Below are 24,913 nucleotides of genomic sequence, written 5' to 3'. Positions count from 1 at the left end.
CAAATTAACAGCTTGATCCGTGTGCTCAAGGGGGAGACTGCTGGCGGCAACAGCGCGGTAGGCTTTCGACGCATTTGGCGCTACCAAGAGGTATGAGCAGGATCGCAGAAACAGAACTTTATGCCCCGATCAAAGCCTGGCTGGAGGCGCGGGGATTTGAGGTGAAGGCCGAAGTGGGGGCAGCGGATGTGGTGGCGCTGCGGGCAGGGGAAGAGCCTGTCATCATAGAGTTAAAGACTGGTTTCTCCCTCGCGTTGCTGCAACAGGCGGTGGCGCGTCAGGCGGTGACAGATGCGGTTTATGTGGCGGTGCCGCGCTGGAAGGGGCGGGCCGGGTGGAAGGCGTTTTCCGGCAATATTGGCTTGTGCAAGCGGCTGGGGCTTGGGGTGCTGTCGGTGCGGCTGAAAGACGGGGCGGTGGAGGCACATTGTGATCCGGTGCCGTTTCAGCCACGCAAGTCAAAAACGCGTAAGGCCAAGCTATTAAAAGCGTTTTCGCGGCTTGAAGGCGATCCGAATGTGGGCGGGACGCGCGGTGCAACGGTGACGGTTTACCGTCAGGATGCGGAAAAATGCGCGGTTTTTCTCAATGAAAACGGCGCCAGCCGGGGGCGGGATGTGGCTGGCGGCACAGGTGTGGAGAACGCCACAACCCTGATGCGGGACAACCACTATGGCTGGTTTGAGAAGGTCGAAAAAGGCGTCTACATGTTGAGCGAGTCTGGCGTCGCGGCGCTTTCAGATGCGGACTAAGCGTTGCGCCGGGACGGTGCATTCATCTGCAAAAGGGGCCCTGTTGGCACGTCGGTATTGCGTCGGTATTACGACTGTTTCGCGACGGTGGAATTTTTTGGACTTGAAAGGTTAACACAGCGACATGGTTTTGGTTGTGGCACATGATCCCGCATGGGCGGCGGGCTTTGCGAAAGAGGCGGCCGCGATCCACGCGGCGCTGGAAGCTGAGGCGATCGAGTTGCATCACATTGGCAGCACTTCGGTGCCCGGTCTGGTGGCCAAGCCGATCCTTGATCTGCTTGGTGAGGTGGCGGATCTGGCGGCGGTGGATGCGGCCGCTGCGCAGTTTGAGGCGCTGGGCTATGAGGCGATGGGAGAGCTCGGCATTCCGGGGCGGCGCTATTTCCGCAAGATGGACGGTGCGGGGCAGCGCAGCCATCACCTGCATGTGTTTGAAAGAGGCTCTGCTCATGTTGCGCGCCATCTGGCGTTTCGCGACTACCTGCGTGCGCATCCGGCGGTTGCGGCGGATTATGGCGCGTTGAAACGCCAGTAGATTGCGGAAGGGCGCGGCGATTGGGAGGCGTATATTGACGGCAAAGACGCCTTTGTGCAGCGGGTTGAGGCGGAGGCCCTGGCCTGGGCGCGGGGGCGGGGTCAGAGCTGAGTGTAGTTTTCTAAGTCATAAGAGGATCGGGAGGGCCGCGCCTGAGCCTGGGTGGGCGCGGAGGAGCGGTGATGCATGGCAGTTTATCTGGCCAAGAGACTCCGCCGTTTTGAGGAATGAAGACCTTTGCAAATGCGCCCTCCCATGGGGAGGGTCGGGCGCGGCCCGGAGTGGTCATCCGGGCTTTGATGGGTTTTGCAAACCCTCATCGTCCAACAAATCTGCAACGCCTGAAGCAGGTCGCCCTTTCTGCGTCACTCTTGAGACGGCGACGCCAAGGTGAGGCCGGTCTGGTAGCTGCGCTCAAGGAGAGCAGCGCGGCGGGGGGCGGAGCCGGTGGAGCCATTTAAGAGTTCGATCTTGCGCGGGGAGAGGCCGAAGTAGCCAAAGGTGCCTTTTGTCCAGAGGGTGTTAAGCGCCGCCGTGTAGCCCTCTTCTTCCATTTCGTCCGAGCGCGCGCCTGCGGGGATGAGCAACACGCCTGTGCGGGGTTTCAGCAGGCTTTGGTCGGGATCATCGAGCTGATCATAGGCCCAGCCCCAGGAAAAGATGCGGTCCATCCAGCCTTTCATCATCGCGGGCATGCCCCACCAGAACAGCGGGAAAACAAGACAGATGGCATCGCAGCGTTCAATGCGCTCCTGCTCGCGCCGCACGTCGGGCGGGGGCGTGTCTGTGCTCTCGATATCAGCCATGGACCAAAGAGGGGATAACCCCTCTGCGTTGAGATCGGCCAACTCGGTGCTGTGACCCGCCGCCTGCGCGCCGCGCATGAATTCGGCGGCAACCGCGTGGCTGAAAGAGGCGGGGTTCGGGTGGTCGATCACCGTGAGAACATGCATGTTGTCTGATCCAGTTTGGCTGTGTTCTCAGAGAGATAGGGGCAGGGGCGGTGGTTTGCGAGGGAGTGCCTTTCGTGGATCGAGAACGTCGTGATTTCCACCATGGATTGTTGCGGGCGTTTTGTTAACTTCGGAATGTGGGTGCAATTGGGAGACAATCTATGAGCGAAGGTCACAAGTGGTCATTTTCTGGCGGAGTTTTGGCGATTGGCCTTTGCGCGCTCGTTGGGACCGCCGTTTCAGCACAGGATGTCGCGGTGAGCGAAGGGTTGAACACGGGGCCTTTGACGTCTTCGGAACAGTTTCAGGATGAGGTCGTGGATTTTGGCGCGTTGGGGCAGACGCAGTATCGCGGGAAACGGTTTCCTGTTCATCTGAGGCATGGCGCTTTGAAAATTGGGAGCGTTTTCAAAGGTCAGTACCTTTCTGCGCACACAACCGGGAATACTTCAGACAGTGGGCCGGTCATTGACCGCTTCGGAGATGGTAAGACGCTTTTCTTAGAAATGATCTCTGAGGGTCTCACCTATGGAAAGCGAGAGAAATACACGAGAACTGTTGGCTATGGTGCGCAGGCGAAAAAGACTGTGACTGTTGAGACCGTGCTGGGACACAGGCCGTTGGCTGTGGTGTTCCCCCGACCTCAATATGCCTTTGGAATTGAGGTAAAACGTCTGTTTCGCATGGAACAGCATGATGGGGCGGGTAAAAATGATCGACACATTCGCGTGAAAGCCTTTGGTGCAAACGGAGACGTTGTGGCGGAGCGGCGGATCATTGTTGCTGATGTATTTTCCGCAAGCTTTGTGCGCTGCCAGTATTCCCAAGATGTCATGGCGTTGCAAATCACGTCGAACGTGGATGGAGGCATCGCGCTGTCCAAACTGAGTTTTGACACCTCCCCAAAGCCGCCTGAGACCACGCGGAAAGCGCAAGTGGATTTGCCGGAGGGCTTTGAATTTATGCCGTGCAACTCACCGATGGGGTAGTGTCGACGGAAGGCTTCGCGAGGGACGGGGCGTGCCGAAGGGTGGGCTTTGTGCTAGGTGTCGTTGTTGCCTGCACGGGAGTGTACTTAAGGGCCGGCTTAAGGCGGTGTAGGGATGCACCTCTATGATTTTGAAGCACAGCATCTATGATAGGACTAGGGTCGCTTTCCGAACGGATTTTAGAGGACTTCAGCAATATGCCTCTTGAGGTACGTGATCTTTTATATTTTTTCCCAGCAGTGATAATTGGTGCCTTCCTCGTATTTTTTCTTTGGGGATCAGGGCTGCGGCTCGGCCGCCAGGGCTTTCGATTCATCCAGCCAAAATTTTCAAAGAATTTTCGTGAAAAGAAGGGTGCGCGGGACTTCACCACAACTGAGAGTGTATTCCTAGTAAAAGTGCGGGGCTACTACTTGGTCGGTGCAGTAATGATGTTTCTGTTCCTTCTTGAATTTTTCTTTCCGGGTTTGAATTTACTATAAATTATACTGCGGCGTATGTGTTCGCGATGCCATTGCTGCGTTTCGAGGTGGGACGCCTGACAGCCCGGAACAAGGGCGTAGCCCGCCGGGCCAGCGCCCGACCGCCCCTCTGGGCGGGCGCTTTGTGTACGGTTTTAGGAGGTTGCGGGCCAAGAGGTCTTTGGCAGAGATAAAGTGGCGGCTTTGCACGTCTGTGCGCCCACCCGCGGTCGGGCGCTGGCCCTTGCAGCGGATAACGAAAAAGGGCCGCCCGGAGGCGACCCTTTGAAACGTGTCTGGCGGAGGCTTTCGTGACCTTGGCCCTTGCGGGGCCAAGGCACTGTCGCCATCACAATCCCTGACGGGAGTTGTGATTACATCATGCCGCCCATGCCGCCCATGTCAGGCATTGCAGGTGCGCCTGCGCCTTCTTTGGCTGGCTTGTCTGCAACCATCGCTTCGGTGGTGATCAGCAGGCCTGCAACGGAGGCTGCGTCTTCCAGAGCGGTGCGGGTCACTTTGGCTGGGTCGATCACACCGAAGGAGAACATGTCGCCATATTCTTCGGTCTGCGCGTTGAAGCCGAAGGAGGTGTCGTCGCTCTCGCGGATTTTGCCCGCCACAACAGCACCGTCAACACCGGAGTTCTCTGCGATCTGACGCAGAGGTGCTTCGATGGCTTTGCGCACGATGTTGATGCCTGCGTTCTGGTCAGCGTTTGCGCCTTCCAGACCGTTCAGTGCTTTACCGGCCTGAACCAGAGCAACACCACCGCCGACGATCACGCCTTCCTGCACAGCTGCGCGGGTTGCGTTCAGAGCATCGTCAACACGGTCTTTGCGCTCTTTCACTTCCACTTCGGTCATGCCGCCGACGCGGATCACAGCAACACCGCCTGCCAGTTTGGCAACGCGCTCTTGCAGCTTCTCACGGTCGTAGTCAGAAGAAGTTTCTTCGATCTGAGTGCGGATCTGAGCCACGCGTGCTTCGATCTCTGCTTTCTCGCCTGCACCGTCAACGATGGTGGTTTCGTCTTTGGTGATCTCGATTTTCTTGGCAGTGCCGAGCATGTCCATGGTGACGTTCTCGAGCTTCATGCCCAGATCTTCGGAGATAACCTGACCGCCGGTCAGGATCGCGATGTCCTGCAGCATGGCTTTGCGGCGGTCGCCGAAGCCAGGTGCTTTTACAGCAGCAATTTTCAGGCCGCCGCGCAGTTTGTTCACAACCAGAGTTGCCAGCGCTTCGCCTTCCACGTCTTCTGCGATGATCAGAAGAGGCTTCTGGGACTGGATCACCTGCTCAAGCAGTGGAACCATCGGCTGCAGGGAAGACAGTTTCTTCTCGTGCAGCAGCACCATGCAGTCGTCCAGATCAGCGATCATTTTGTCTGCGTTGGTGACGAAGTAAGGGGAGAGGTAGCCGCGGTCGAACTGCATGCCCTCAACAACATCGGTCTCGGTTTCCAGACCTTTGTTTTCCTCAACGGTGATCACGCCTTCGTTGCCAACTTTCTGCATCGCGTCTGCGATCTGCTGGCCGATTTCGGCTTCGCCGTTTGCGGAGATGGTGCCAACCTGAGCAACTTCTGCGGAGTCAGCCACTTCGCGGGATGCGGATTTGATGCCTTCAACAACTTTTGCAGTTGCCAGGTCGATGCCGCGCTTCAGGTCCATTGGGTTCAGGCCAGCTGCAACCTGCTTCAGGCCTTCTTTGACGATCGCCTGAGCCAGAACGGTCGCGGTGGTGGTGCCGTCGCCTGCTTCGTCGTTGGTGCGGGAAGCAACTTCCTTCACCATCTGTGCGCCCATGTTTTCGAACTTGTCTTCCAGCTCGATCTCTTTGGCCACGGACACACCGTCTTTGGTGATGCGTGGTGCGCCGAAGGATTTGTCCAGAACAACGTTACGGCCTTTTGGGCCGAGGGTCACTTTGACGGCGTCTGCGAGAACGTTCACGCCGCGCAGCATTGCGTTGCGGGCATCGGTGTCGAATTTGACGTCTTTTGCCATTTTATAGGCTCCTAATTTGGAATTCTTGGGTCAGACGATCAGGCAATGATGCCCATGATGTCGGATTCTTTCATGATCAGCAGCTCTTCACCGTCGACGGTGACTTCGGTGCCGGACCATTTGCCAAACAGGACTTTGTCGCCTGCTTTCACGTCGAGCTCGACGCGGGCGCCTTTGTCGTCACGCAGGCCAGCGCCCACGGATACGATTTCGCCTTCAGCAGGTTTTTCTTTTGCGCTGTCTGGGATGATCAGACCGCCTGCGGTTTTCTCATCGCTTTCAACGCGGCGTACGAGTACGCGGTCATGCAGTGGTGTAAATGCCATGACTAGGTTTCCCTAATTGAGTTGTCTCCCTGACTCCTCAGCGGAGTCGTTATCACTCCCAAGCGGCGAGTGCTAACGGCGAAAGAGGTAGGGGGCGATTGCGGGGGAGTCAACGCTGTCGCCCCAATTTTTTGAAATGGGCGGGAAAACGTAGGATGCGCCCTTGTTTCATGGCGCTTGTAAATCGAAGCGGGATGGCGAAAGGTCTGCCTGCGAGACCACACTGATAAAGGACCCTCTGGCGTGACCAACATACTATACGACGCTTTGATTGCCCCACATGCGCAAAATACGGCTGAGTTTCTGGCGTGTGACGATGGGGGTTCGCTGAGCTATCAGGGGTTTGTCGCGCGCGCGGCGCAGATGGCGCATGTGTTGGCAGCTGCGGGTGTTGCGCCGGGAGAGCGGGTTGTGGTGCAGGCGCCCAAGACGCGCGACACGCTGGCGCTTTATGGTGGGGCTTTGCAGGCGGGGGCGGTCTATCTGCCGCTGAATACGGCCTATACGCAGGAGGAAGTGCGCTACTTCTGTGAGGACGCAACGCCGAAGCTGATTGTCTGTGACGCCAAAGATGCGGAGGCAATCGGGGAGATTGCGGCGGATGTGGGCGCACGGGTGCTGACGTTGACCGCAGAGGGCGGGAGCCTGAGCGCGGCGGCTGATGAACAGCCGGCGCAGTTTGAAACTGTGGCGCGAAGACCGGATGATCTGGCGGGGCTTCTCTATACTTCTGGCACCACGGGGCGTTCCAAAGGCGCTATGATGTCGCATAAAAACCTGCTGTCGAATGCGCAGGCGCTGACCGATCTGTGGCAGATCACATCCGGCGACCGGCTGATCCATGCTTTGCCGATTTTCCACACTCATGGGCTGTTTGTGGCGATGAACACTGCGCTGCTGGCGGGGGCGCAGGTGCGGTTGATGGGGCAGTTTGATCTGGAGGTCATTCTGCGTGAGGTGCCGCACTCCACGCTGATGATGGGCGTGCCGACGTTTTACACGCGTCTGTTGGGGGATGCGCGGTTTGACAAGGACCTTTGCGCCAATATGCGGCTGTTTATTTCTGGCTCGGCACCTTTGCTCGCGGAAACGCATCAGGCTTTTGAGGTGCGTTCCGGGCATCGCATTCTGGAGCGCTATGGCATGACGGAGACCAATATGATCACCTCCAATCCCTACGCGGGGGCGCGGGTGGCGGGTACTGTGGGCTATGCGCTGCCGGGCACGGAGGTGAAGATCACCAGTCCTGAAACGGGCGCGACCCTGCCCCATGGGGAGATCGGCATGATCGAGGTGCGCGGGGCCAATGTGTTTCAGGGCTATTGGCAGATGCCGGAAAAGACCGCAGAGGAACTGCGCGCGGATGGGTTTTTCATCACCGGCGATCTGGCGGTGATGGAGCCGGACGGGCGGGTGACCATTGTTGGGCGGGCGAAAGATCTCATTATCTCGGGGGGATATAATATTTACCCCAAGGAGGTTGAGGATGTGCTCAACGATCTCGATGGGGTGTCAGAAAGCGCGGTTTACGGCGTGCCCCATGCGGATTTTGGCGAGAGCGTGATCGCGGCCTTGGTGGCGCTGCCTGGTGCGGAACTGGACGTGGAGGCGATCAAGGCAGAGGTGGACAAACGGCTGGCGCGGTTCAAACATCCGCGGGTGTATCAGATCATGGAGGCCCTGCCGCGCAACACCATGGGCAAGGTGCAGAAGAACGTGCTGCGGCAAGAGCACAAGGGGTAAGAGATGCAGATCACGGCAAATGGCATTCAGATTGAGGTGGAAGATCACGGGCCGCGCGATGGCGTGCCGCTGGTGCTTATTCGCGGGTTGGGATCGCAGCTGATCCATTGGCCTGCAGAATTTGTGCAGGGTCTGGCCGATGCGGGCTTTCGCGTGGTGGTGTTTGACAACCGCGATGTGGGGTTGTCGCAGCGTTGCCCCAAGGAGGGCGTGCCCAGTCAGGCAGAAGAGATCACGGCGCAGGCTTTGGCGGAGGGCGCGGTGCCTGCGGCCTATAGCCTGAATGACATGGCGGCGGACACCATTGGCGTGATGGATGCGCTGGGCATCGCGCAGGCGCATGTGTTTGGCATGTCGATGGGCGGGGCGATTGTGCAGATCCTCTGTCTGGATCATGCGGCGCGGCTGTTGAGTGCAACAATTGTGATGGCCACGGCGCGCCCCTTTGCGGAGCGCGGCGGCAATGCGGAATGGCTGGCGACGCTGTTGGCGCATCCGGTGGACCGCGAGGATTTTGTGGCCAATGCGATCCGTGAGTATGCGTTCTGGGGCAGCCCGGCCTATCCGATGACGGACGCAGAGCTGAAGGCGCAGGCGGGGCTGGCCTATGATCGCGGGTTTGATCCGGAAGGCGTGAACCGGCAGGTGCTGGCGGTGATTGCCTCCAAAGATCGACGGCACGCGCTGACCAAAGTTTCGGTGCCGTGTCAGGTCATTCACGGGGAGAATGACACGTTGATCCCGCCAGAGGCTGGAGCGGAGATTGCGGGGCTGATCCCGCAGTGTGACCATCATCTGATTGAAGGTATGGGGCATGTGATCACGCCGAAACAGGCCCCCATGCTGGTAGCGATGATGCAGGATTTTGTGGCGCGGCACGCTGCTTGAATGAGCGTGTTGAATTGACCTGTGCGGCCTGAAGGCGTAGAGCTGACGCCAACTCAGATGGAGGTTTTATGGCCCGGTATCAGGATGCCTGAACATGGCGGGTGGCAGAGCGCCCACCCGATGCACGAACAGATCATCGACCCAAGCGCCTTGGCGCGGGGCTGAGCGTTTGTGCCCCCACTATTTTCTGTTACCTTTCGGCCAGATGCGCAGCGTGTGGCCTATCCATGAGAGTTCATGACCAATGACACGGGACTATTCCCAATTTTTGCCCAGCAGTGGCACCGCTTCTGACAGCCCCAAGCGCGCGCCGCTGGATATTCTGGGCTGGCAGCCGTTTTTTGCCCAGCAGACTGATCTTGAGGCTTTGGAAGCCTCCCCGCCGGTGCGGGTGGTGGAAGTGCATCGCAATGGCCTGCGCGTGCGCGGCGATGGTATTGAGGCGCTGATCCCGCCGGGGCCTGAGGCCACGGTCGGCGACTGGCTTTTGTACAATGCAGAGTTGCCGAGCCACAGCGCAGTGCTGGAACGCAAAAGCCTGTTTAAGCGCCGCGCCGCCGGACACGACCGCAGCATTCAGATGATTGCGGCCAATGTGGACACGGCTTTTGTTGTGACGAGCTGCAACAATGATTTCAACGTGGCGCGACTGGAGCGGTTTCTGGCGTTGGCCTTTGAGGCAGATGTGACGCCGGTGATCGTGCTGACCAAGGCGGATCTGTGCGACGACACGGCGCCCTTTGTAGAAGAGGCGCAGCGGATTTCGGCGCGGGTGCCGGTGGTGTTGCTGAATGCCAGAAGCGAGGAGCCTGCCGCAAAGCTCGCAGATTGGTGCGCGCCGGGGCAGACGATTGCGTTCCTTGGCACCTCTGGTGTGGGGAAATCCACGCTGGTGAATGCTTTGTTCGGCAGTGAACAGGCGGAGACCGGGGCGATCCGTGAGGATGACAGCCGCGGGCGGCACACCACCACGGCGCGGCAGTTGCATTTCACCGAGGCCGGGCTGGCCATTCTGGACACGCCGGGGATGCGCGAGTTGCAGCTTGCGGAGGCGGGCGATGGCTTGGCGGATTTGTTTGCCGATGTGGTCGAATTGGCCACACAGTGCAAATTCCGTGATTGTGCCCATGAAAGCGAGCCGGGCTGTGCGGTGCGCGCGGCGATTGCGGCGGGCACGCTGGATGCGGATCGATTGGAGCGATGGCGCAAGCTGGAGGCAGAGGAGCGGCATAACACCGCCTCGCTGGCGGAGCGGCGGGCCTATGACAAAAACTTCGGCAAGATGATCAAAACCGTCACCAAGGCGCACAAGGGGCGCAAAGGGCGGAAATAGACATTTGCAAAGTGCAAAAACGGGGGCGTTCGGAGTGATCCGGGCGCCTTTTGCTTGCGTAACATCTTCATAACGCGCCGCGCGGCAATCGTGTGGGAGCAGGGTGAGAAGACTGTTGGCAAGGGAGGCGCAGATGCATGTGAGATTGCCCATAAGAGAACGGGTGCTGATGCTGTGCCTGAGTGCTGCGGTGACACTTGGCTGGGTGGCGGAGAGCAAAGCGGAGGTGGCACCGGAGGTGCAGAGCCTGCTGGGACAGCCACAGGCGCTGGGCGCTGGGCAGTTCCGTTACCTCGGGCTGAAAGTCTATGACGCGGAGATTTATGCGCCGCGTGGTCAAGGATTTGACCGTGACGGGAAATACGCGCTGAAGATCGAGTATCAGCGCAAGATCCGCCGCAAGATCCTGCTGAGGGCTTCGCTTGATGAATTGGAGCGGATTGAAGGGGATCGGGCCGATCATCCTGAAATCCTGCAAAAATTGACCGCGTGTTACCGCGACATTCGCCCCGGTGACCGGATTGTGGCCTCTCCACGCAGTGCGGATGCGCTGCGGTTCTGGGTGAATGGGGCGCAGACCTGCACCCTGCGGCATGACAATATTCGCGATCGCTATATGGCGATCTGGTTGGGAGACAAAGCGCGCGACAAGCAGTTTGCGCGTCAAGTGATGGCTGAGCAAAGGTAGCGGGGCTGACAGCTCCCCCCAGCGTGGCGGTGCCGCGTTCCGCTCGATGCGGTATCGCGATAGCCCCCGCAACCTTGCAGTAGGCCCGGCCCCCTGTGTGCGGCTTTGGTCCGGTCGCGACACTTGGGGCTGCGCGTGGTCGGGATGGCTTGCTCGTCTCGGCCACGCGTGTCACTCAGGGCGGCATGAGACTTCTGCTTTTGACCGCCCTGACCATGACGGCGTTTGCCGCAAATTCCGTTTTGAACCGTGCCGCCGTGGGCAGTATGGGCATGGATGCCATGAGTTTTGGCGTGATCCGGCTTGCATCTGGCGCGCTGGCGCTGGCGGCGCTGATTGCCTGGCAGAAGCGTGGCTTTGCGATTGGCGGCTTTGGCCGGGGCGTGGCCGTTGCCGGGCTGCTGGCCTACATTTTCGGATTTTCCGTGGCCTATCGTGGGCTGGATGCCGGGCTTGGGGCGCTGATCCTGTTTGGTGTGGTGCAGATCACCATGTTTGGCGGCGCGGTGCTTGCACATGAAGAGGTGCCGATGACTCGCTGGCTGGGCGCTGGGTTGGCGCTGGCGGGGCTGATCTGGCTGCTTGCGCCGGGCATTGACGGCGGTGCGGGGGCGGCGGTGTCGGTGGCGCATGCCGCCGCGATGGCATTGGCGGGGTTTGGCTGGGGCATTTATTCGTTGCAGGGGCGCAAAGAAGCGGATGCGACGCAAGCCACGGCAATGAATTTCATTCTGGCAGCGCCGGTGGCGGTTTTGCTGAGCTGGGGACTGGCTGGCGAGATTGGGATCAGTGGTGCCGCGGCGCTGAGCGGGCAGGGCGTGGCGTTGGCGGTGATTTCTGGTGTGATCACTTCGGGCCTTGGATATGCTTTGTGGTATGCGATCCTGCCGGGGCTGGGCGCGAGCCGCGCGGCGGTGGCGCAGCTGACGGTGCCGGTGATCGCCATGGCGGGGGGCATGGTGTTTCTGGCGGAGCCGCTGACGTTGCGGTTTGTCAGCGCGGCAGCGCTGGTGATCGGGGGCGTGCTGGTTTCCATGCGCAAGGCGTGAAGCGCTATTTTGAAGGTCTCACAATCGGTTCGAGCGGGTCATATGTGAGGCCACCGCCCCAAGCCACATCCGGCAGGCTGTCAGGTTTAAACGGCACCTGCGCCAAATCTTCCCGCGTGAAAAACCGCCGGGTGGTGACGATGTTTTCCGGGTCTTTCCAATCGTCAGACAGCGCGCCTTTGATGATGGTGCAGCGGAAGTAGATGTCGACCTGATGAAAGCTGCCCTCTGGATCATGAAATTCATTGATCAGGCAGGGATCATGCACGGCGACTGTGAGGCCGCATTCTTCCCAGACTTCGCGGGCGAGATTTTCTTTCAGCGAGCTGTGGCGCTCCACCCCACCGCCGGGCACGCACCAAAGATCGCTCTGACCCTCCGGGTAGGCATTCACAAGCAGCAGCTTGTCGTCTTGCAGGATGATGGCGCGGGCGGCGAGGCGGGGCGAGGACATAAATAAAGTTCCGTTAGGTTTCTTCTTTTGTAGAGCGCGCGGAAAGCCTATCTCAAGACCATGACCAGATTGATCTACAAAATAGCTGCCTTGGCCGCGCTGTTGCCGCTGATGGCGGTGCCTGTGCTGGGCACGTCGCCCGGTGAGAAAGAAGACACGGCTGCAGAGGAGTGTGTGGTTCTGTTGCACGGGCTGGCGCGCACGGAAAGCTCCTTTCTGGTGATGGAGCTTGCGTTGGAGCGCTATGGCTTTGAGGTGGTGCGTCAGGGCTACCCCTCCACCGAGGATGAGATTGCGGATCTGGCCCACAGCACCCTCCCCGATGCGGTGGCGCAATGTGGCGAACGCAAAGTGCATTTTGTGACCCATTCCATGGGCGGCATTCTGACCCGCGTGTGGTTTGTCAATCATAAGCCGGAGAACCTCGGCCGTGTGGTGATGTTGGGGCCACCCAACAAAGGCAGTGAGGTGGTGGATGAGCTGCGCAATCTGGCCCCGTTTGAGTGGCTGAATGGTCCGGCGGGGATGGAGCTGGGCACGGATGGCTTGCCCAGTGATCTGCCGCCGGTGGATTTTGATCTGGGAGTGATTGCCGGCACACGGTCGCTCAACCCGTATTTCTCTAGCCTGATTGAGGGGCCCGATGATGGCAAAGTCTCGGTTGAGAGCACGAAAGTGGCGGGGATGAATGACCATATTGAATTGCCGGTGACGCATACATTCATGATGAACAATCCCATGGTGATCGCGCAGACCCGTGAGTTTCTGGCCCATGGGCAGTTTGATCCAGAGTTGCATTGGGGCGATGCGCAGGCGGCGTTGCGTGAGTTGCAGCGTCTGGTGGATGATGACTGTACCGCCGAGGGCTGTGCCGAAAGTGAAGGTGACGATTTCTTTGACTGGATCGAGAAATACACCGACTGGGACGGAGACGGAGATCTGGACGCGGATGATGCAGAGGGCGCCGGTGCCGATGACACGTGATCTGGAGCTGGTGGGCGCAGAGGTTTTGCGCCCTGACGGGCTTGAGCAGGGGGCCTTGGCGCTCAAGGATGGCGTGATTGCCGAAAGTGGTGGCGGCCGTCAGGTGGATCTGAGCGGTTTTCAGGTTTTGCCGGGCATTGTGGATCTGCATGGAGACGGGTTTGAGCGCCATCTGGCACCGCGGCGTGGGGCGATGAAAAATCTTGGCGAAGGGCTTTTGTCTGCGGATGCGGAGCTTGCGGCCAATGGCATCACCACCGCCGTTTTGGCCCAGTTCTGGAGCTGGGAGGGTGGCATGCGCGGCCCGGCATTTGCGCAGCGCTTTCTTGATGCGCTGGCGGCGGCTGAGGGGCTGTTGACGGATATGCGTGTGCAGCTGCGCTTTGAGAGCCATTTGTTGTCTGACTACGCGGCGTTTGAGGCGGCGGTTGCGGCGCATGACGTGCCCTATGTGGTGTTTAATGACCACCTGCCGCATGCGGCGCTGGAGAAGGGCAAGAAGCCCCCCAGACTGACTGGGCAGGCGCTGAAAAGCGGGCGCAGCCCTGAGGCCCATCTGGCGCTGCTCAAAGAGCTACATGAGGCGCGAGAGGCAGTGCCAGAGGCGGTGGCCGGGCTGGCGGCGCGATTGGCGGCGCGTGGCGTGCGGCTGGGCAGTCATGATGATGATACGGCTGAAACGCGCACTTTTTGGCGGACGCGTGGGCTGCGCATCAGCGAGTTTCCCGAGACGCGGGAGGCGGCAGAGGCGGCGCAGGCGGCGGGCGACCCGGTGGTGATGGGCGCGCCCAATGTGGTGCGTGGCGGCAGCCATTCCGGCAATGTGACAGCGGCGGATCTTGTGGCTGACGGATTGGTGGATGCGCTCGCGTCTGATTATCACTATCCAGCCCCCAAACAGGCGGTGTTGCGCATGGTGGCGGATGGGATCTGTGATCTGGCGACGGGCTGGGCGCTGATCTCGGCGCGGCCTGCAGCGGTGCTGGGCCTCTCAGATCGCGGCACGCTGGAGGCGGGCAAACGCGCGGATTTGATTGTTATGGGGCCGGACGGGCGCATTGGCGCAACGCTGGTGGCGGGCCGAGTGAGCCATATGGCAGGTGAGGTCGCAGCGCGGTTTATGGCGGCCTGAGGGAAAGAGGGGGGCTTCGCCCCTGCCACATCTATGATGTGGCTACCCCAGGATATTTGGCGAATGAGAAGGCGGGGCCCCGTGACAGGGCCCTTTGAGTGCGCCTTGACGTGTTATTTGGTCGCGTCGGCTTTGATGCGGTTGACGTGGCCCATTTTTCGGCCTGCTTTGACCTCTGACTTGCCGTAAAGATGTACGGCGGTGTCGCGCTCGGTCAATAAGGTTGGCAGCTGGTCCATGTCGTCGCCAATCAGGTTTTCCATGACCACATCGCTGTGACGCTGGCCGTCGCCCAGAGGCAGGCCCACCACAGCGCGGATGTGTTGTTCGAACTGGTCCACTGCGCAGCCGTTTTGGGTCCAGTGGCCGGAATTGTGCACACGCGGGGCGATTTCATTGACGATGAGGCCCTCGGATGTGACGAAGAGCTCCACACCCATGACGCCAACATACTCCAGCGCGTTCAGGATGTTGGCGGCGAGCAGCACCGCGTCCATGCGCTGAGCGGCGGTGAGGCGGGCGGGCACGGTGGTGGTGCGCAGGATGCCATCAGCGTGCACGTTTTCGCCCGGATCAAAGCAGGCAACCTGTCCGTCGATGCCGCGTGCGGCAATCACGGAAACTTCGTGGGAGAAGTCCACAAAGCCTTCCAGAAGGGCGGGGGCGCCGGCCATATCGGCGAGGGCAGCCTCGGCATCGGCGGCGGTTTTCAGGCGGGCCTGACCTTTGCCGTCATAGCCAAAGCGACGGGTTTTCAGGATCGCAGGTGCGCCGATTTCGGCCACGGCGGCGGTCATGGTGTCTGCATCCGTCACGTCTGCGAAAGGCGCGGTTTTCAGGCCCAGCTCGCGCAGGAAGGTTTTTTCCGTCAGGCGGTCCTGGCTGACACGCAGGGCTTCGCGGCCCGGGTGGATCGGCACATGAGCTTCAAGGATGTCGAGCGCGGAAGTGGGGATGTTCTCAAACTCATAGGTGATCACATCCACAGACTCTGCAAAGGCGCGCAGGGCCTCGGCATCGTCGTAGCTTTTCTGGAAGTGGTAGTTGGCCACGTGGCTGGCGGGGCAATCGCCGCCGGGTTCATAGATGCAGGTTTTGTAGCCCAGACGAGAGGCGGCCACGGAGAGCATGCGGCCGAGCTGGCCACCGCCAAGGATACCGATGGTGGAACCGAGAGGAAGGGGCTTAGTCATCTTGGGGTTCATCCGGGATAGAGGCCGAGAGGGCATCGCGCCACGCATCAAGGCGGGTGGCGAGGTCTGGATCTTGCAGGGCCAGAATGCCAGCGGCCATGAGGCCCGCGTTGGCGGCACCGGCTGCACCAATGGCCATGGTGGCCACAGGGAAGCCTTTGGGCATTTGGACGATGGAATAGAGGCTATCCACGCCAGAGAGGGCGCGGGTTTGCACCGGCACGCCCACCACAGGAACGCGCGTTTTGGAGGCCATCATGCCGGGCAGATGGGCCGCACCGCCTGCGCCAGCGATGATGACCTGCAGGCCGCGATCGGCGGCTTCTTTGCCATAAGACCAGAGGCGATCTGGGGTGCGGTGGGCAGAAACGATCTTCTTCTCGTAGGAAATGCCCAGCTCTTCCAGAATGGTGGCTGCTTCTTTCATGGTGGGCCAATCGGATTGGCTGCCCATGATGATGCCGACTTGAGGTGTGTCCGTCATATGCGCCTCTGACATGAGAATTTGGCCAGCGTTATAGACGGTTTCGGGATTTAAGCAACGGAGCCGGTGGGCTTTGCGCAAATAGGAGGATGAGACGCAAAAACTGTGTCATGAATTGCGCATATGCCTGGGATTGCGGGGCACAAATGCAAAACACCCCGCGACTGGCGCGAGGCGTCTTGCATGAATTGGGAAGGGTGCGCCTGTTAAGCGACTTTTTTGAGCGTCAGGCCTTTGCGTTTGGCAATGAAGGCGGCGCGACGTTGGCCACGGGCCCAAGGCATTTGAGGGGCGTCAGCCTTGGATGCGGCAACAACGGATTTGATAAAGCGGCTCTGGGTTTTCATCTCTGCTCTCCTTGGTCGTTCTGACCCTTGTTGGGTCTATTGTTTCCAACTTGAGATCAGTTTCTTGCTGAATTGGGGCAGAGATGCGGCGAGATTGGTCAGATTTTAGGAAAATTAGACGATAATCCCAAGGGGCGCGGGGCATTGTTTCGCAGAAGCGGCCTTTGTTTATGGCCTCTGCGAGAGGCGTGATGTGTTTTCGGACACAAAGTAGCGCTGCATTTTAATTAAATTTGTCGCGTTTTTAGAGGCGAATGCAGGAGATCAGGCGGCCGTAGTCGGCCTCTTTGGCGTGGGTGGTGCGCCGGTAAGAGTAGAATCTGGCCGGGTCTGCATAGGTGCAATGGCGAATCCACTCCGCAGCGCCAACACCTGCCTGTTTCAGGCGATGCAGGCCGTAAGCGGGCAGATCAAACAGCATGCGGTCGCCCTCGCCCGGGGCAAAGAAGCGGCGGTTGTCTGCGTCTTCAGAGAGAAAATTGTCGAGAAACTCGGGGCCAACCTCATAGGCGCTTTGGCTGATGCAGGGGCCAATGACGGCGTTGATGTTAGTGCGAGTGGCGCCGAGGGCCTCCATCGCATCGAGTGTGGCTTCCATCACGCCATCGCGGGCGCCGCGCCAACCGGCATGGGCTGCGCCAATCACACCGGCATCGGGGTCAGAAAACAGCACGGGCTGGCAATCCGCTGTCAGAATGGACAGTGCGAGGCCGGGCTGATTGGTGACAATCGCGTCCGCGCGCGGGCGTTCGCCTTTGATTGGGCCTGTTGCTGTGTAGGCATCGGGGGAATGCACCTGATGTACGGAGGCCAGATGGGCGATGTCGACCTCCATCGCCTCGGCCACGCGCTGGCGGTTGATGGCGACAATTTCGGATTGATCGGAGCTGCCGACACCGCAGTTGAGCCCCTCAAAGATGCCGGAGGACGCACCGCCACGGCGGGTGAAAAAGCCATGATGCACAGGGCCAAGCAAATCAGAGGTGAGTATCTCAAGTGTCATGTGGTGCATCCTGCTGGGGGTGTGCCGCCTTCTGGGAAGAGCGCGAGGACTTTGAACAGGTTTCCCATTTCCTCGGGGTGCGTCAAGCGGCGATGTGCGGCGATGTGGCTGTCAAGCGCCGCGCCGGTGAGCCGTGTGGCCAGTGCCTGTGCGCGGGCGGTGATGCCGAGGCGCTCCAGAAACACGCCTTGGGGTGTGAGGCGGCTGTGGGCGCAGGGGGCGGCCTGCGCCAAAGCCTCAAAATCCACATGGGCGGTGAGGTCGCTTGCGCCCGGCGCGGTCAGCGGGTCGATAAAGGCGTGATCTTGCAGGGCTTGCAGGGTGTCGCCCTGCGCGCGCCAATCGCCGTAGTCAATCACGAGTGCCACGCCGCCTGTGTCGCGGATGCGGGTGCCGATTTGATCGGCAATGGCGGCGGCTTGAGGGCAGGTTTCGACGATGTTGTCTTGCACTGTATCGGCGAGGCGGTGCGTGAGATGGGGTTGCGGCAGCTCTGGCCCCAAAGCGAAGGCAAGTGTGCCGTCACGCATGGCAATCAGGCGCTCGTGCCAGCCCTCTGCGCCACGCTGATATTGGCGGATTGGGAGGGCGTCAAAGAACTCATTGGCGACAAGATAGAGCGGCTGATCTGGCAGGGTGTCGAGGCTGTCGTGCCATGTGACTTGATCGCCGAGGGTGTCGCGCTGTTTGGCACGCAGGGTTGGGGACGCTTCCACAAGGTGGATTTGGGCGGCAGCGTGAAAGCCCGGCACCGCGCGGGTGGCGCGCAGGATGTCGGCCATGAGTGTGCCGCGCCCGGGGCCGAGTTCGGCCAGTGTGAAGGGGGCAGGGGTGCCTTGATCAAGCCAGGCCTGCGCCAGCGACAGGCCAATGAGTTCGCCAAACATCTGGCTGATCTCCGGCGCGGTGGTGAAATCACCTGCGGTGCCCAGGGGATCGCGGGTTGTGTAATAGCCCAAGGTGGGATGCAGCAGCGCCTCGCCCATGAAATCCGCCACGGTCATGGGGCCGTAGGCCTCAATCCGGGCGAGGAGGTGCTGCGTGAGTTTGTTCATGTGGCGGGGGCAGGCACGGGGCGGGCGCGCAGTATGAGGTAGAGGCCAAGCGCGATCATCGGCAGCGAGAGCAGCTGGCCCATGGTGAAGCCGTAGCCGTTCATCTGCAACGCGAGGCCGAGTGGGTTGCCCGGTGAAATGAACTGGGCGTCGGGCTGGCGGACAAACTCCACAAGGAAGCGCGCGGTGCCGTAGCCTGCGAGGAAGGTGCCGATCAGGGTGCCGGGGCGTTTGAGGGCGCCACGGCGATAGGCGAGCCACAACATGAGGCTGCCAAGGATCACGCCTTCCATGAGGGCTTCATAGAGCTGGGAGGGGTGGCGCGCGCAATAGGCCACCAGTTGGCCGCAATCCTGCGCGGCCTGACCGGGGAAGATCACGCCCCATGGCAGATCGGTGGGGCGGCCCCAGAGCTCGGCATTAATGAAGTTGGCGATCCGGCCGAGAAACAGGCCGACCGGCACGCCAAGCGCCATGGCGTCGCCCACCTGCATCGGGCGCAGGTCATATTTGCGGCAATAGAGGAAGCCTGCGAGGATCACGCCCAACATCCCGCCGTGAAAGGCCATGCCGCCATCCCAGATGCGGATGATGTCGCCCGGATTGGCGAGGTAGAAGGCGGGTTTGTAAAACAGCACATAGCCGAGGCGGCCGCCAAGGATCACGCCGAGAATGACCCAGCTGAGCAGGTCTTCGACCTGTTGGGCGGTGATGGGCGCCGTGTTGTTTGGCCAGAGCGCGGCGCGTTTGACGGTGGCGACCACAATACGCCAGCCGATCAGGATGCCGACAATATAGGCCAACGCATACCAGCGCAGTGCAAATTCCATGCCGAAGGCGGAAATCGCAAAGATCTCTGGTGAGATGTTGGGGAAGGGAATTTGTCCGCTCATGTGCCTCTCCGTTTGTGGCCCAAATGGCCGGGTGCGCGCGACAAAGTCAACCTTGTGTCTGCGGGCGTTGGTGCCCATATAGGGGGCAGGATCACAATGCGGAGAGAGCGATGCAGACCCGGAACAAATTCATGGACGACATGTCTCAGCTGATGACCAACGCCATGGGTGTGGCTCAGGGCGCCAAGGATGAGGCGGAAAACGCGATGAAATCGCTGATGGACCGTTGGCTGGCGGATCGCGATTTTGTCACCCGCGAGGAATTTGACGCGGTGCGCGCCATGGCGCAGAAGGCCCGCGAAGAAAACGAAGCCCTGAAGGCCCGGATCGAGGCGCTGGAAGGTAAGTAAGGCGTAAGGCTTTACATGACAGACCGAATGGGGCTGGCCGATGGGCTGGCCCTTTTTGTTTCAGAGACGGATGGTGCCTTCCACACAGCTTTGCACCGCGCCACCGACCCAGATTTCGGCCCCATCGCTTTGCACATGCACGCGGCCTTTGCGCCCCAAGGCGGTGCCTTGGGCGGCGATGTAATTGGGCGCAGCGTGGCAAGAACCGATGAGCCATTGGGCGATGCCTGCGTTGAGACTGCCGGTGACGGGATCTTCAAACCCACCTGCGGAGAAGGCGCGGACCTCAAAATCGGTGTCCTGTGCCGGGGCGACGACGCCGATGCGCAGGCCGTTCAACACGCTGTAGTCGGGGGTGATGGCCATGGCGGTGGCGCGATCTTGCAGCAAAAGCGCGGCCCAGCCGGGGCCATTGTCGACCCATGCAGCATCCAGGATATCGGTGTCAGTGAGCCCGAGGCCCTTGATGGCACGGGTGCGGGTGTCTGCATCCAATGCGCCGCTGCGGGTGAGGGGCGGGGCCCTGAAGAAGAGGTGCTCGCCCTCGCGACGAATGCGGATCAGGCCCGCGCCGCACTCTTGCACAATGTCGCGGCCCTTGGGTACGCCGCCCTGATTGAGCCAGACCTGCGCGCTTCCGAGTGTCGGGTGGCCGGCAAAGGGCAGCTCTTGCAAGGGCGTAAAAATCCGCACGCGGTAGTCCGCAGAAGGCTCTGATGGGGGCAGCAGAAAACTGGTTTCGCTGAGGTTGGTCCAATGGGCGAGCTGGGCCATTTGCGCGGAGCTGAGGGCGGCGGCGTTGCTGACCACAGCCAGCGGATTGCCGTAACTTGGGCTGTCGGTGAACACGTCCACCTGTGCATAGGGAAATTGGGTGGGCTGCATGTTATCCTCTTGGAGTCTCAGGAAAAACCGGGTGTTTGGCACAGCCCCTCTTTGGGTCTTGCACCAGTTGGCGAAGACTTGTGCTTAGATCACTTTAATCCACAACTTATTGCGTTATCCACAGATATTTTGCTTTACACATCCTTAAGGGCACCGCACCATATGTTGTAAGGATGGTGGAGTTTTCCACAGGTCCTAGAGCAGGCACCAAGCGTTAGGGGAGCTGCCAATCCCCGCGCGATAGCAAAACGAGGTGGCGCCATGGCATTATCAGAGCAGTTTCTGGAAGAAGACCTGCATCCGATCGATATCGTTGAGCATATCGCAGAGGTGCGGGACTGGAATTTTGAGCGGATCGCGGACGATCAGATCGCGATGGCGGTTGAGGGGCAATGGAAGACCTATTCCATCACCCTGGCCTGGTCCGCCTATGATGAGACTTTGCGCATGGTGTGCTCCTATGAGGCGGAGCCGCCCAAAGAAAAGCTGCCCCAGCTCTATGAGACCATCAATGCGGTGAACGATGAATGCTGGGCCGGGGCGTTTACTTACTGGGAGAAGCAGCAGTTGATGATTTACCGCTACGGGCTGGTATTGACGGGCGGTCAGGTGGCGAGCCCGGATCAGATTGACACGATGATCCGCAGTGCGGTGCAAAATGCCGAGCGGTTCTACCCGGCTTTCCAGCTTGTTGTCTGGGGCGAGCGAACTGTGAAAGATGCGATGCAAGTTGCCATTGCAGAGGCCTACGGCCGGGCGTAACACTTGCCCCCAAACGGATAGGGGGCTTTCATGGACATGGAATTGGTTGCCGCACGCGGGCTGGTGCTTTTGGGGTGTGGCAAGATGGGCTCTGCGATGTTGCAGGGCTGGCTGGCGGATGGGCTGCCTGCGGGCTCGGTCTGGGTGCAGGATCCACATCCGAGTGATTGGGTTCAGCACAGCGGTGTGCATGTGAATGCTGCGCTGCCCGCCGCGCCTGCGGTGGTTCTGATTGCCGTTAAGCCTCAGATGATGGCTGATGCGCTGCCTGTCTTGGCGGCGATGGGCAATGGCGAGACGTTGTTTGTTTCGGTGGCCGCCGGGATTTCCATTGGCACTTACGAAGAGATTTTGGGCGCAGACACCCCGATTGTGCGCGCCATGCCCAACACGCCAGCGGCGGTGGGCAAGGGCATCACCGCGATTGTGGGCAATGGCCCTGCCGGGGAAGCTGGTTTGATTGCCGCCGAAGCGCTGTTGTCTGCTGTGGGGCAGGTGGTGCGCCTTGAGACCGAAAACCAGATGGATGCGGTGACGGGGCTGAGCGGCTCTGGCCCGGCCTATGTGTTTCATATGATTGAGTGCATGGCGGCTGCGGGGGAAGCGCAGGGCTTGTCGCCCGAGCTGTCTATGGCATTGGCCAAGGCAACGGTTGCAGGTGCGGGCGCGCTGGCCGAGATGGCAGAAGACAGCCCGGCACAGTTGCGTGTGAATGTGACCAGTCCCAATGGCACCACGCAGGCCGGGCTTGAGGTGCTGATGGACACTTCAACAGGGTTGCCGCCGTTGATGATCAAAACTGTGGGGGCCGCGGCAGACCGTAGCCGGGAGCTGGCCAATGGGTGAGATCAGTTTTGAGGACTTTCAAAAGGTTGATATTCGTGTCGGCACGGTGGTGCGGGCCGAAGACTACCCTGAGGCGCGCAAACCGGCGATCAAGCTTTGGGTGGATTTTGGCGATGAGATTGGCGTGCGCAAAAGCTCTGCCCAGATCACGGCGCATTACAATCCCGATGGGCTGATCGGCAAACAGGTGATGGCGGTGGTGAATTTCCCGCCGCGCCAGATCGGCAAATTCATGTCCGAAATTCTGGTGCTTGGACTGCCGGATGCGGCGGGTGAGATCACTTTGATTGGCCCGGATGGGCCTGTGCCAAATGGGGGGCGGATGCATTGAAGGACCTTTTGATCACACGGCCCTTGCCTGACGATGTTCTGGCGGCGGCGCGGGCGCAGTTTTCGGTGACGGTGCGGCTCAACAACCTACCGATGCAGGCGGATGAGCTGCGCGATGCGTTGCGCAATTTTGATCTGGTGTTGCCCACGCTTGGCGATGCGTTTGATGCCCGTGTGTTTGCGGATGTGGGCACGCCACGCACCAAATTGCTTGCGAATTTTGGGGTTGGGTTCAATCACATTGATACGCAGGCGGCTAAGGCGGCGGGGGTGGTGGTGACCAACACGCCGGGCGCTGTGACCGATGCGACGGCGGATGTGGCGATGACCCTGATGCTGATGAGCGCGCGGCGTGCGGGCGAAGGCGAGCGGTTGGTGCGGTCAGGCCAATGGCGCGGCTGGCACCCCACGCAGATGCTGGGCCTGCACCTGAGCGGCAAAACAGTGGGCATCGTGGGCATGGGCCGGATTGGGCAGGCGATTGCGGCGCGTTGTCATTTCGGCTTTGGCATGGCGGTGAAATACTGGAACCGCTCTGAAAAAGATCTGCCGTTCCCGGCGGATCGCGTGGCGGAGCTAACAGCGCTTGCGGCGCAGGTCGATGTGTTGGTGGCGGCGGTGCCGGGTGGAGCAGATACGCAGCATCTGTTTGATGCTGACGTGTTTGCCGCGATGCCGAAGTATGCGCATTTCATCAATATCTCGCGCGGGGAAGTGGTGCAGGAGGCTGCTTTGATTGCGGCGCTGCAAGCCGAAGAGATCGGCGGCGCTGGGCTGGATGTTTATGAGTTTGAACCCAAAGTGCCAGAGGCGTTGCGCAAGCTGGAAAATGTGACGCTGCTGCCGCATCTGGGCACGGCTGCATTGGAGGTGCGCACACAGATGGGCATGATGGCTGTGGACAACCTGATCGCCTTTGATCGGGGGCAGACACCGCCCAATCTGGTGTGACGGTTTAAGCAAGGGCCACGCCCCTTGAGCGGGTGTGGCTGGGGCTATCCTAGGTATTGGTTGCGTCTTTGGCCACATCGCCCATCGCGGCGCGCCAGTGACGGCGGCAGAGAGAGACATAGCTTTCGTTGCCGCCGATTTGGACCTGAGCGCCCTCGCGCAGCACGTTGCCTGCCTCGTCCTGACGTATGACCATGGTGGCCTTCTTACCGCAGTGGCAGATGGTGCGCACTTCGCGCATTTCGTCTGCCAGAGCTAGCAGCGCGGCGGAGCCGGGGAACAGCTGGCCTTGAAAATCAACCCTCAGGCCGTAGCACATGATGGGAATTTTCAGATCATCGACAACCCGCGCCAGTTGCCAGACCTGCGCCTCGCTCAGAAACTGGGCTTCATCGATGAAGACGCAGGCGATCTCACCTTGCGCCTTGCGGGTTTCAATCTTTGCATAGAGGTCAGAGGTGGCTTCAAACGTGTCAGCGGGCTCTGAAATGCCGATGCGCGAGGCGATGCGGCCTGCGCCTGCGCGGTGATCCAGTCTTGCGGTGAGCAGATAGGTCTGCATGCCGCGCTCTTTGTAGTTGTGGGATGCCTGCAAAAGCACGGTGGATTTGCCGGCGTTCATTGTGGAGTACTGAAAGTAGAGCTTGGCCATGGGCGCGTGATAGGCCGCAACCATCAAAGGGCGCAAGGGGCTGCGTTTGTGGCTGTGCCAAAAAGTCAGAGAGCGGTGCAGAGATGCCAATTCGGGTGTAGGGCGAGGTAAACACGCGCTGCAAAAAACGCGACCCGGTGCACTTTGGCAGGGCCAAATGGGGATGATTGCCGGGTCGCGCGGCCATTGGCCGGCGATGGATTTCCACGCAGATTTCCACCGCTTTCCTCTGGTTCGGTACCACTCACCGAAACCTGATCGTGCCGGAGGAAACGCTTCCGGCCTTTCTCACATGCCAAAAATAGGGTTTATTCGATACTGGGAAAACAAAAGTACCTTTCCCCGCATGTGGGACTGTGGGATGAAGTGCGCTTGATCAATCAATGGGTTGGGAAGACCAAATGAGTGTTGTGCACAGTTATCTGAAGAAGCATTCCGAGGCGTTGGTGAAGGATGTGGGCATAGAAGCTGCCTGTGCGCTGACCGGGAAATCAAAGGCTACGCTTGGACGCTATTACTCAAGCCATGCTGAGCACGCGGAGCGTTTCATGCCGATTGATGCTGTGGCTGCGCTTGAGGAGGCGGCGTCCTATCCGCATGTCACCTCTGCCTTGGCTGAGCTGCGGGGCAACTCGTTGAACCATGATGGCTGCCGTCCGGCGCATGGCAAAGGCGGGGTGAACTCAGACGTGATTTTGCTGAGTCAGCGATTTGCCTTATTGATGGCGGAATACAACCAATCGATTGAAGATGGCATTATCACAGTGTCAGAGGCCAAGCGTCTGCTGCGGGAAACAGCTGCATTGCAGCAGGTGTTGGTGGATATGAAGTTGCATTTGGAAGAGGAAATTTCTTAACCG

The 24,913-nt window shown here is 60.1% G+C and carries 29 protein-coding genes; 17 read left to right on the top strand and 12 right to left on the bottom strand.

Annotation, left to right across the window (positions count from 1 at the left end; genetic code table 11):
* Positions 1–92 precede the first annotated feature (92 nt).
* A complete protein-coding gene (locus tag J7413_RS12940; protein ID WP_209098827.1) occupies positions 93–752 on the top strand; it encodes a DUF2161 family putative PD-(D/E)XK-type phosphodiesterase in 660 nt (219 codons plus the stop codon).
* Positions 753–876: 124 nt separating this feature from the next.
* Positions 877–1,290 carry a GrpB family protein gene (locus J7413_RS12935; RefSeq protein WP_247743509.1) on the top strand — a complete coding sequence of 138 codons (414 nt, stop codon included), beginning with the start codon at positions 877–879 and terminating at the stop codon, positions 1,288–1,290.
* Between the two features lie 365 nt (positions 1,291–1,655).
* Here the strand turns inward: J7413_RS12935 and J7413_RS12930 are convergent, their stop codons facing one another.
* Entirely contained in the window at positions 1,656–2,243 is a 588-nt protein-coding gene (locus tag J7413_RS12930; RefSeq protein WP_209098825.1) for an NAD(P)H-dependent oxidoreductase, read from the bottom strand.
* Between the two features lie 161 nt (positions 2,244–2,404).
* On the opposite strand from J7413_RS12930, the gene J7413_RS12925 reads away from it, so the two are divergent.
* Both J7413_RS12925 and J7413_RS12920 read left to right on the top strand, forming a co-directional pair.
* Positions 2,405–3,232 (top strand): hypothetical protein, encoded by an 828-nt coding sequence (locus tag J7413_RS12925; protein WP_209098822.1) that lies wholly within the window; start codon positions 2,405–2,407, stop codon positions 3,230–3,232.
* Positions 3,233–3,378: 146 nt separating this feature from the next.
* The gene (locus J7413_RS12920) at positions 3,379–3,714 is read left to right on the top strand and encodes a hypothetical protein (RefSeq protein WP_209098820.1); all 336 of its coding nucleotides are present in this window, start codon (positions 3,379–3,381) and stop codon (positions 3,712–3,714) included.
* 353 nt (positions 3,715–4,067) lie between these two features.
* On the opposite strand, the gene groL is transcribed toward J7413_RS12920, so the two are convergent.
* Positions 4,068–5,705 (bottom strand): chaperonin GroEL, encoded by a 1,638-nt coding sequence (groL, locus tag J7413_RS12915; RefSeq protein WP_209098818.1) that lies wholly within the window; start codon positions 5,703–5,705, stop codon positions 4,068–4,070.
* Between the two features lie 38 nt (positions 5,706–5,743).
* Entirely contained in the window at positions 5,744–6,031 is a 288-nt protein-coding gene (locus tag J7413_RS12910) for a co-chaperone GroES (RefSeq protein ID WP_209098815.1), read from the bottom strand.
* 243 nt (positions 6,032–6,274) lie between these two features.
* On the opposite strand from J7413_RS12910, the gene J7413_RS12905 reads away from it, so the two are divergent.
* From J7413_RS12905 to J7413_RS12885, 5 genes are all read left to right on the top strand, one after another.
* Entirely contained in the window at positions 6,275–7,774 is a 1,500-nt protein-coding gene (locus J7413_RS12905) for a malonyl-CoA synthase (RefSeq protein WP_209098812.1), read from the top strand.
* Positions 7,775–7,777: 3 nt separating this feature from the next.
* Complete coding sequence (locus J7413_RS12900) at positions 7,778–8,662, top strand: alpha/beta hydrolase (protein WP_209098808.1); 885 nt, start codon at positions 7,778–7,780, stop codon at positions 8,660–8,662.
* 244 nt (positions 8,663–8,906) lie between these two features.
* On the top strand, positions 8,907–9,995 hold the full coding sequence (gene rsgA / locus J7413_RS12895) for a ribosome small subunit-dependent GTPase A (protein ID WP_209098805.1): 1,089 nt from the start codon (positions 8,907–8,909) through the stop codon (positions 9,993–9,995).
* A 133-nt stretch (positions 9,996–10,128) separates the two neighbouring features.
* A complete protein-coding gene (locus tag J7413_RS12890) occupies positions 10,129–10,683 on the top strand; it encodes a chalcone isomerase family protein (RefSeq protein WP_209098802.1) in 555 nt (184 codons plus the stop codon).
* Between the two features lie 185 nt (positions 10,684–10,868).
* Positions 10,869–11,732 carry a DMT family transporter gene (locus tag J7413_RS12885; RefSeq protein WP_209098799.1) on the top strand — a complete coding sequence of 288 codons (864 nt, stop codon included), beginning with the start codon at positions 10,869–10,871 and terminating at the stop codon, positions 11,730–11,732.
* Between the two features lie 4 nt (positions 11,733–11,736).
* On the opposite strand, the gene J7413_RS12880 is transcribed toward J7413_RS12885, so the two are convergent.
* Positions 11,737–12,186, bottom strand: coding sequence for an NUDIX hydrolase (locus J7413_RS12880; protein WP_209098796.1), 450 nt, complete (start codon positions 12,184–12,186; stop codon positions 11,737–11,739).
* 111 nt (positions 12,187–12,297) lie between these two features.
* Between J7413_RS12880 and J7413_RS12875 the strand changes: the two genes are divergently transcribed.
* Positions 12,298–13,170 (top strand): alpha/beta fold hydrolase, encoded by an 873-nt coding sequence (locus J7413_RS12875; RefSeq protein WP_247743525.1) that lies wholly within the window; start codon positions 12,298–12,300, stop codon positions 13,168–13,170.
* Positions 13,160–14,302 (top strand): alpha-D-ribose 1-methylphosphonate 5-triphosphate diphosphatase, encoded by a 1,143-nt coding sequence (locus J7413_RS12870; protein ID WP_209098791.1) that lies wholly within the window; start codon positions 13,160–13,162, stop codon positions 14,300–14,302. Before J7413_RS12875 ends, J7413_RS12870 begins: the two co-directional genes overlap by 11 nt.
* A 113-nt stretch (positions 14,303–14,415) precedes the next feature.
* Here J7413_RS12870 and J7413_RS12865 read toward each other — a convergent pair whose 3' ends face one another.
* The 6 genes from J7413_RS12865 to lgt all read right to left on the bottom strand — a co-directional run bounded on the left by J7413_RS12865 (position 14,416) and on the right by lgt (position 19,277).
* Positions 14,416–15,495 (bottom strand): 5-(carboxyamino)imidazole ribonucleotide synthase, encoded by a 1,080-nt coding sequence (locus J7413_RS12865; RefSeq protein WP_209098789.1) that lies wholly within the window; start codon positions 15,493–15,495, stop codon positions 14,416–14,418.
* On the bottom strand, positions 15,488–15,979 hold the full coding sequence (gene purE / locus J7413_RS12860; protein WP_209098788.1) for a 5-(carboxyamino)imidazole ribonucleotide mutase: 492 nt from the start codon (positions 15,977–15,979) through the stop codon (positions 15,488–15,490). The genes J7413_RS12865 and purE overlap by 8 nt, the downstream gene beginning before the upstream one ends.
* A gap of 206 nt (positions 15,980–16,185) precedes the next feature.
* On the bottom strand, positions 16,186–16,326 hold the full coding sequence (locus J7413_RS12855; protein ID WP_209098786.1) for a hypothetical protein: 141 nt from the start codon (positions 16,324–16,326) through the stop codon (positions 16,186–16,188).
* A gap of 244 nt (positions 16,327–16,570) precedes the next feature.
* Positions 16,571–17,329 (bottom strand): peptidoglycan editing factor PgeF, encoded by a 759-nt coding sequence (pgeF, locus tag J7413_RS12850; RefSeq protein WP_209098784.1) that lies wholly within the window; start codon positions 17,327–17,329, stop codon positions 16,571–16,573.
* A complete protein-coding gene (locus tag J7413_RS12845) occupies positions 17,326–18,384 on the bottom strand; it encodes an SAM-dependent methyltransferase (protein ID WP_209098781.1) in 1,059 nt (352 codons plus the stop codon). The genes pgeF and J7413_RS12845 overlap by 4 nt, the downstream gene beginning before the upstream one ends.
* Positions 18,381–19,277: a prolipoprotein diacylglyceryl transferase gene (lgt, locus tag J7413_RS12840; protein ID WP_209098779.1), complete on the bottom strand. Its 897-nt coding sequence runs from the start codon at positions 19,275–19,277 to the stop codon at positions 18,381–18,383. Before lgt ends, J7413_RS12845 begins: the two co-directional genes overlap by 4 nt.
* A 110-nt stretch (positions 19,278–19,387) precedes the next feature.
* Between lgt and J7413_RS12835 the strand changes: the two genes are divergently transcribed.
* The gene (locus J7413_RS12835) at positions 19,388–19,627 is read left to right on the top strand and encodes an accessory factor UbiK family protein (protein WP_058239539.1); all 240 of its coding nucleotides are present in this window, start codon (positions 19,388–19,390) and stop codon (positions 19,625–19,627) included.
* A gap of 60 nt (positions 19,628–19,687) precedes the next feature.
* Here the strand turns inward: J7413_RS12835 and J7413_RS12830 are convergent, their stop codons facing one another.
* Positions 19,688–20,512 (bottom strand): PhzF family phenazine biosynthesis protein, encoded by an 825-nt coding sequence (locus J7413_RS12830; protein ID WP_209098776.1) that lies wholly within the window; start codon positions 20,510–20,512, stop codon positions 19,688–19,690.
* A gap of 261 nt (positions 20,513–20,773) precedes the next feature.
* On the opposite strand from J7413_RS12830, the gene J7413_RS12825 reads away from it, so the two are divergent.
* From J7413_RS12825 to J7413_RS12810, 4 genes are read left to right on the top strand one after another with little or no spacing between them, the layout of a single operon-like run.
* Positions 20,774–21,274 (top strand): YbjN domain-containing protein, encoded by a 501-nt coding sequence (locus tag J7413_RS12825; RefSeq protein ID WP_209098773.1) that lies wholly within the window; start codon positions 20,774–20,776, stop codon positions 21,272–21,274.
* Positions 21,275–21,304: 30 nt separating this feature from the next.
* Positions 21,305–22,120 carry a pyrroline-5-carboxylate reductase gene (gene proC / locus J7413_RS12820; protein WP_209098771.1) on the top strand — a complete coding sequence of 272 codons (816 nt, stop codon included), beginning with the start codon at positions 21,305–21,307 and terminating at the stop codon, positions 22,118–22,120.
* Positions 22,113–22,451, top strand: coding sequence for a tRNA-binding protein (locus J7413_RS12815; RefSeq protein WP_209098769.1), 339 nt, complete (start codon positions 22,113–22,115; stop codon positions 22,449–22,451). Before proC ends, J7413_RS12815 begins: the two co-directional genes overlap by 8 nt.
* Positions 22,448–23,401 (top strand): D-glycerate dehydrogenase, encoded by a 954-nt coding sequence (locus J7413_RS12810; RefSeq protein ID WP_209098766.1) that lies wholly within the window; start codon positions 22,448–22,450, stop codon positions 23,399–23,401. The genes J7413_RS12815 and J7413_RS12810 overlap by 4 nt, the downstream gene beginning before the upstream one ends.
* 49 nt (positions 23,402–23,450) lie before the next feature.
* Here J7413_RS12810 and J7413_RS12805 read toward each other — a convergent pair whose 3' ends face one another.
* Positions 23,451–24,053: a thymidine kinase gene (locus J7413_RS12805; protein ID WP_209098764.1), complete on the bottom strand. Its 603-nt coding sequence runs from the start codon at positions 24,051–24,053 to the stop codon at positions 23,451–23,453.
* Positions 24,054–24,454: 401 nt separating this feature from the next.
* Between J7413_RS12805 and J7413_RS12800 the strand changes: the two genes are divergently transcribed.
* Positions 24,455–24,910, top strand: a complete 456-nt coding sequence (locus J7413_RS12800) for a hypothetical protein (protein WP_209098762.1) — start codon at positions 24,455–24,457, stop codon at positions 24,908–24,910.
* Positions 24,911–24,913 lie beyond the last annotated feature (3 nt).

This window comes from Shimia sp. R10_1 (assembly GCF_017744095.1).
Classification (GTDB): domain Bacteria; phylum Pseudomonadota; class Alphaproteobacteria; order Rhodobacterales; family Rhodobacteraceae; genus Shimia.
Note: the sequence above shows the minus strand (reverse complement) of the source record. Positions and strands in the feature narration are given on the sequence as shown.

What these genes read in the sequence shown, in the direction of transcription:
- J7413_RS12930 (WP_209098825.1), bottom strand. Translation starts at nt 2,243, where the DNA reads ATGCATGTTCTCACGGTGATCGACCACCCGAACCCCGCCTCTTTCAGC.
- J7413_RS12830 (WP_209098776.1), bottom strand. Translation starts at nt 20,512, where the DNA reads ATGCAGCCCACCCAATTTCCCTATGCACAGGTGGACGTGTTCACCGAC.
- rsgA (WP_209098805.1), top strand. Translation starts at nt 8,907, where the DNA reads ATGACACGGGACTATTCCCAATTTTTGCCCAGCAGTGGCACCGCTTCT.
- J7413_RS12935 (WP_247743509.1), top strand. Translation starts at nt 877, where the DNA reads ATGGTTTTGGTTGTGGCACATGATCCCGCATGGGCGGCGGGCTTTGCG.
- J7413_RS12835 (WP_058239539.1), top strand. Translation starts at nt 19,388, where the DNA reads ATGCAGACCCGGAACAAATTCATGGACGACATGTCTCAGCTGATGACC.
- lgt (WP_209098779.1), bottom strand. Translation starts at nt 19,277, where the DNA reads ATGAGCGGACAAATTCCCTTCCCCAACATCTCACCAGAGATCTTTGCG.
- J7413_RS12940 (WP_209098827.1), top strand. Translation starts at nt 93, where the DNA reads ATGAGCAGGATCGCAGAAACAGAACTTTATGCCCCGATCAAAGCCTGG.
- J7413_RS12800 (WP_209098762.1), top strand. Translation starts at nt 24,455, where the DNA reads ATGAGTGTTGTGCACAGTTATCTGAAGAAGCATTCCGAGGCGTTGGTG.
- J7413_RS12815 (WP_209098769.1), top strand. Translation starts at nt 22,113, where the DNA reads ATGGGTGAGATCAGTTTTGAGGACTTTCAAAAGGTTGATATTCGTGTC.
- J7413_RS12875 (WP_247743525.1), top strand. Translation starts at nt 12,298, where the DNA reads ATGGCGGTGCCTGTGCTGGGCACGTCGCCCGGTGAGAAAGAAGACACG.
- J7413_RS12825 (WP_209098773.1), top strand. Translation starts at nt 20,774, where the DNA reads ATGGCATTATCAGAGCAGTTTCTGGAAGAAGACCTGCATCCGATCGAT.
- J7413_RS12845 (WP_209098781.1), bottom strand. Translation starts at nt 18,384, where the DNA reads ATGAACAAACTCACGCAGCACCTCCTCGCCCGGATTGAGGCCTACGGC.
- J7413_RS12805 (WP_209098764.1), bottom strand. Translation starts at nt 24,053, where the DNA reads ATGGCCAAGCTCTACTTTCAGTACTCCACAATGAACGCCGGCAAATCC.
- groL (WP_209098818.1), bottom strand. Translation starts at nt 5,705, where the DNA reads ATGGCAAAAGACGTCAAATTCGACACCGATGCCCGCAACGCAATGCTG.
- J7413_RS12925 (WP_209098822.1), top strand. Translation starts at nt 2,405, where the DNA reads ATGAGCGAAGGTCACAAGTGGTCATTTTCTGGCGGAGTTTTGGCGATT.
- pgeF (WP_209098784.1), bottom strand. Translation starts at nt 17,329, where the DNA reads ATGACACTTGAGATACTCACCTCTGATTTGCTTGGCCCTGTGCATCAT.
- J7413_RS12920 (WP_209098820.1), top strand. Translation starts at nt 3,379, where the DNA reads ATGATAGGACTAGGGTCGCTTTCCGAACGGATTTTAGAGGACTTCAGC.
- J7413_RS12870 (WP_209098791.1), top strand. Translation starts at nt 13,160, where the DNA reads ATGACACGTGATCTGGAGCTGGTGGGCGCAGAGGTTTTGCGCCCTGAC.
- proC (WP_209098771.1), top strand. Translation starts at nt 21,305, where the DNA reads ATGGACATGGAATTGGTTGCCGCACGCGGGCTGGTGCTTTTGGGGTGT.
- J7413_RS12865 (WP_209098789.1), bottom strand. Translation starts at nt 15,495, where the DNA reads ATGACTAAGCCCCTTCCTCTCGGTTCCACCATCGGTATCCTTGGCGGT.
- J7413_RS12890 (WP_209098802.1), top strand. Translation starts at nt 10,129, where the DNA reads ATGCATGTGAGATTGCCCATAAGAGAACGGGTGCTGATGCTGTGCCTG.
- J7413_RS12855 (WP_209098786.1), bottom strand. Translation starts at nt 16,326, where the DNA reads ATGAAAACCCAGAGCCGCTTTATCAAATCCGTTGTTGCCGCATCCAAG.
- J7413_RS12900 (WP_209098808.1), top strand. Translation starts at nt 7,778, where the DNA reads ATGCAGATCACGGCAAATGGCATTCAGATTGAGGTGGAAGATCACGGG.
- J7413_RS12885 (WP_209098799.1), top strand. Translation starts at nt 10,869, where the DNA reads ATGAGACTTCTGCTTTTGACCGCCCTGACCATGACGGCGTTTGCCGCA.
- J7413_RS12880 (WP_209098796.1), bottom strand. Translation starts at nt 12,186, where the DNA reads ATGTCCTCGCCCCGCCTCGCCGCCCGCGCCATCATCCTGCAAGACGAC.
- purE (WP_209098788.1), bottom strand. Translation starts at nt 15,979, where the DNA reads ATGACGGACACACCTCAAGTCGGCATCATCATGGGCAGCCAATCCGAT.
- J7413_RS12910 (WP_209098815.1), bottom strand. Translation starts at nt 6,031, where the DNA reads ATGGCATTTACACCACTGCATGACCGCGTACTCGTACGCCGCGTTGAA.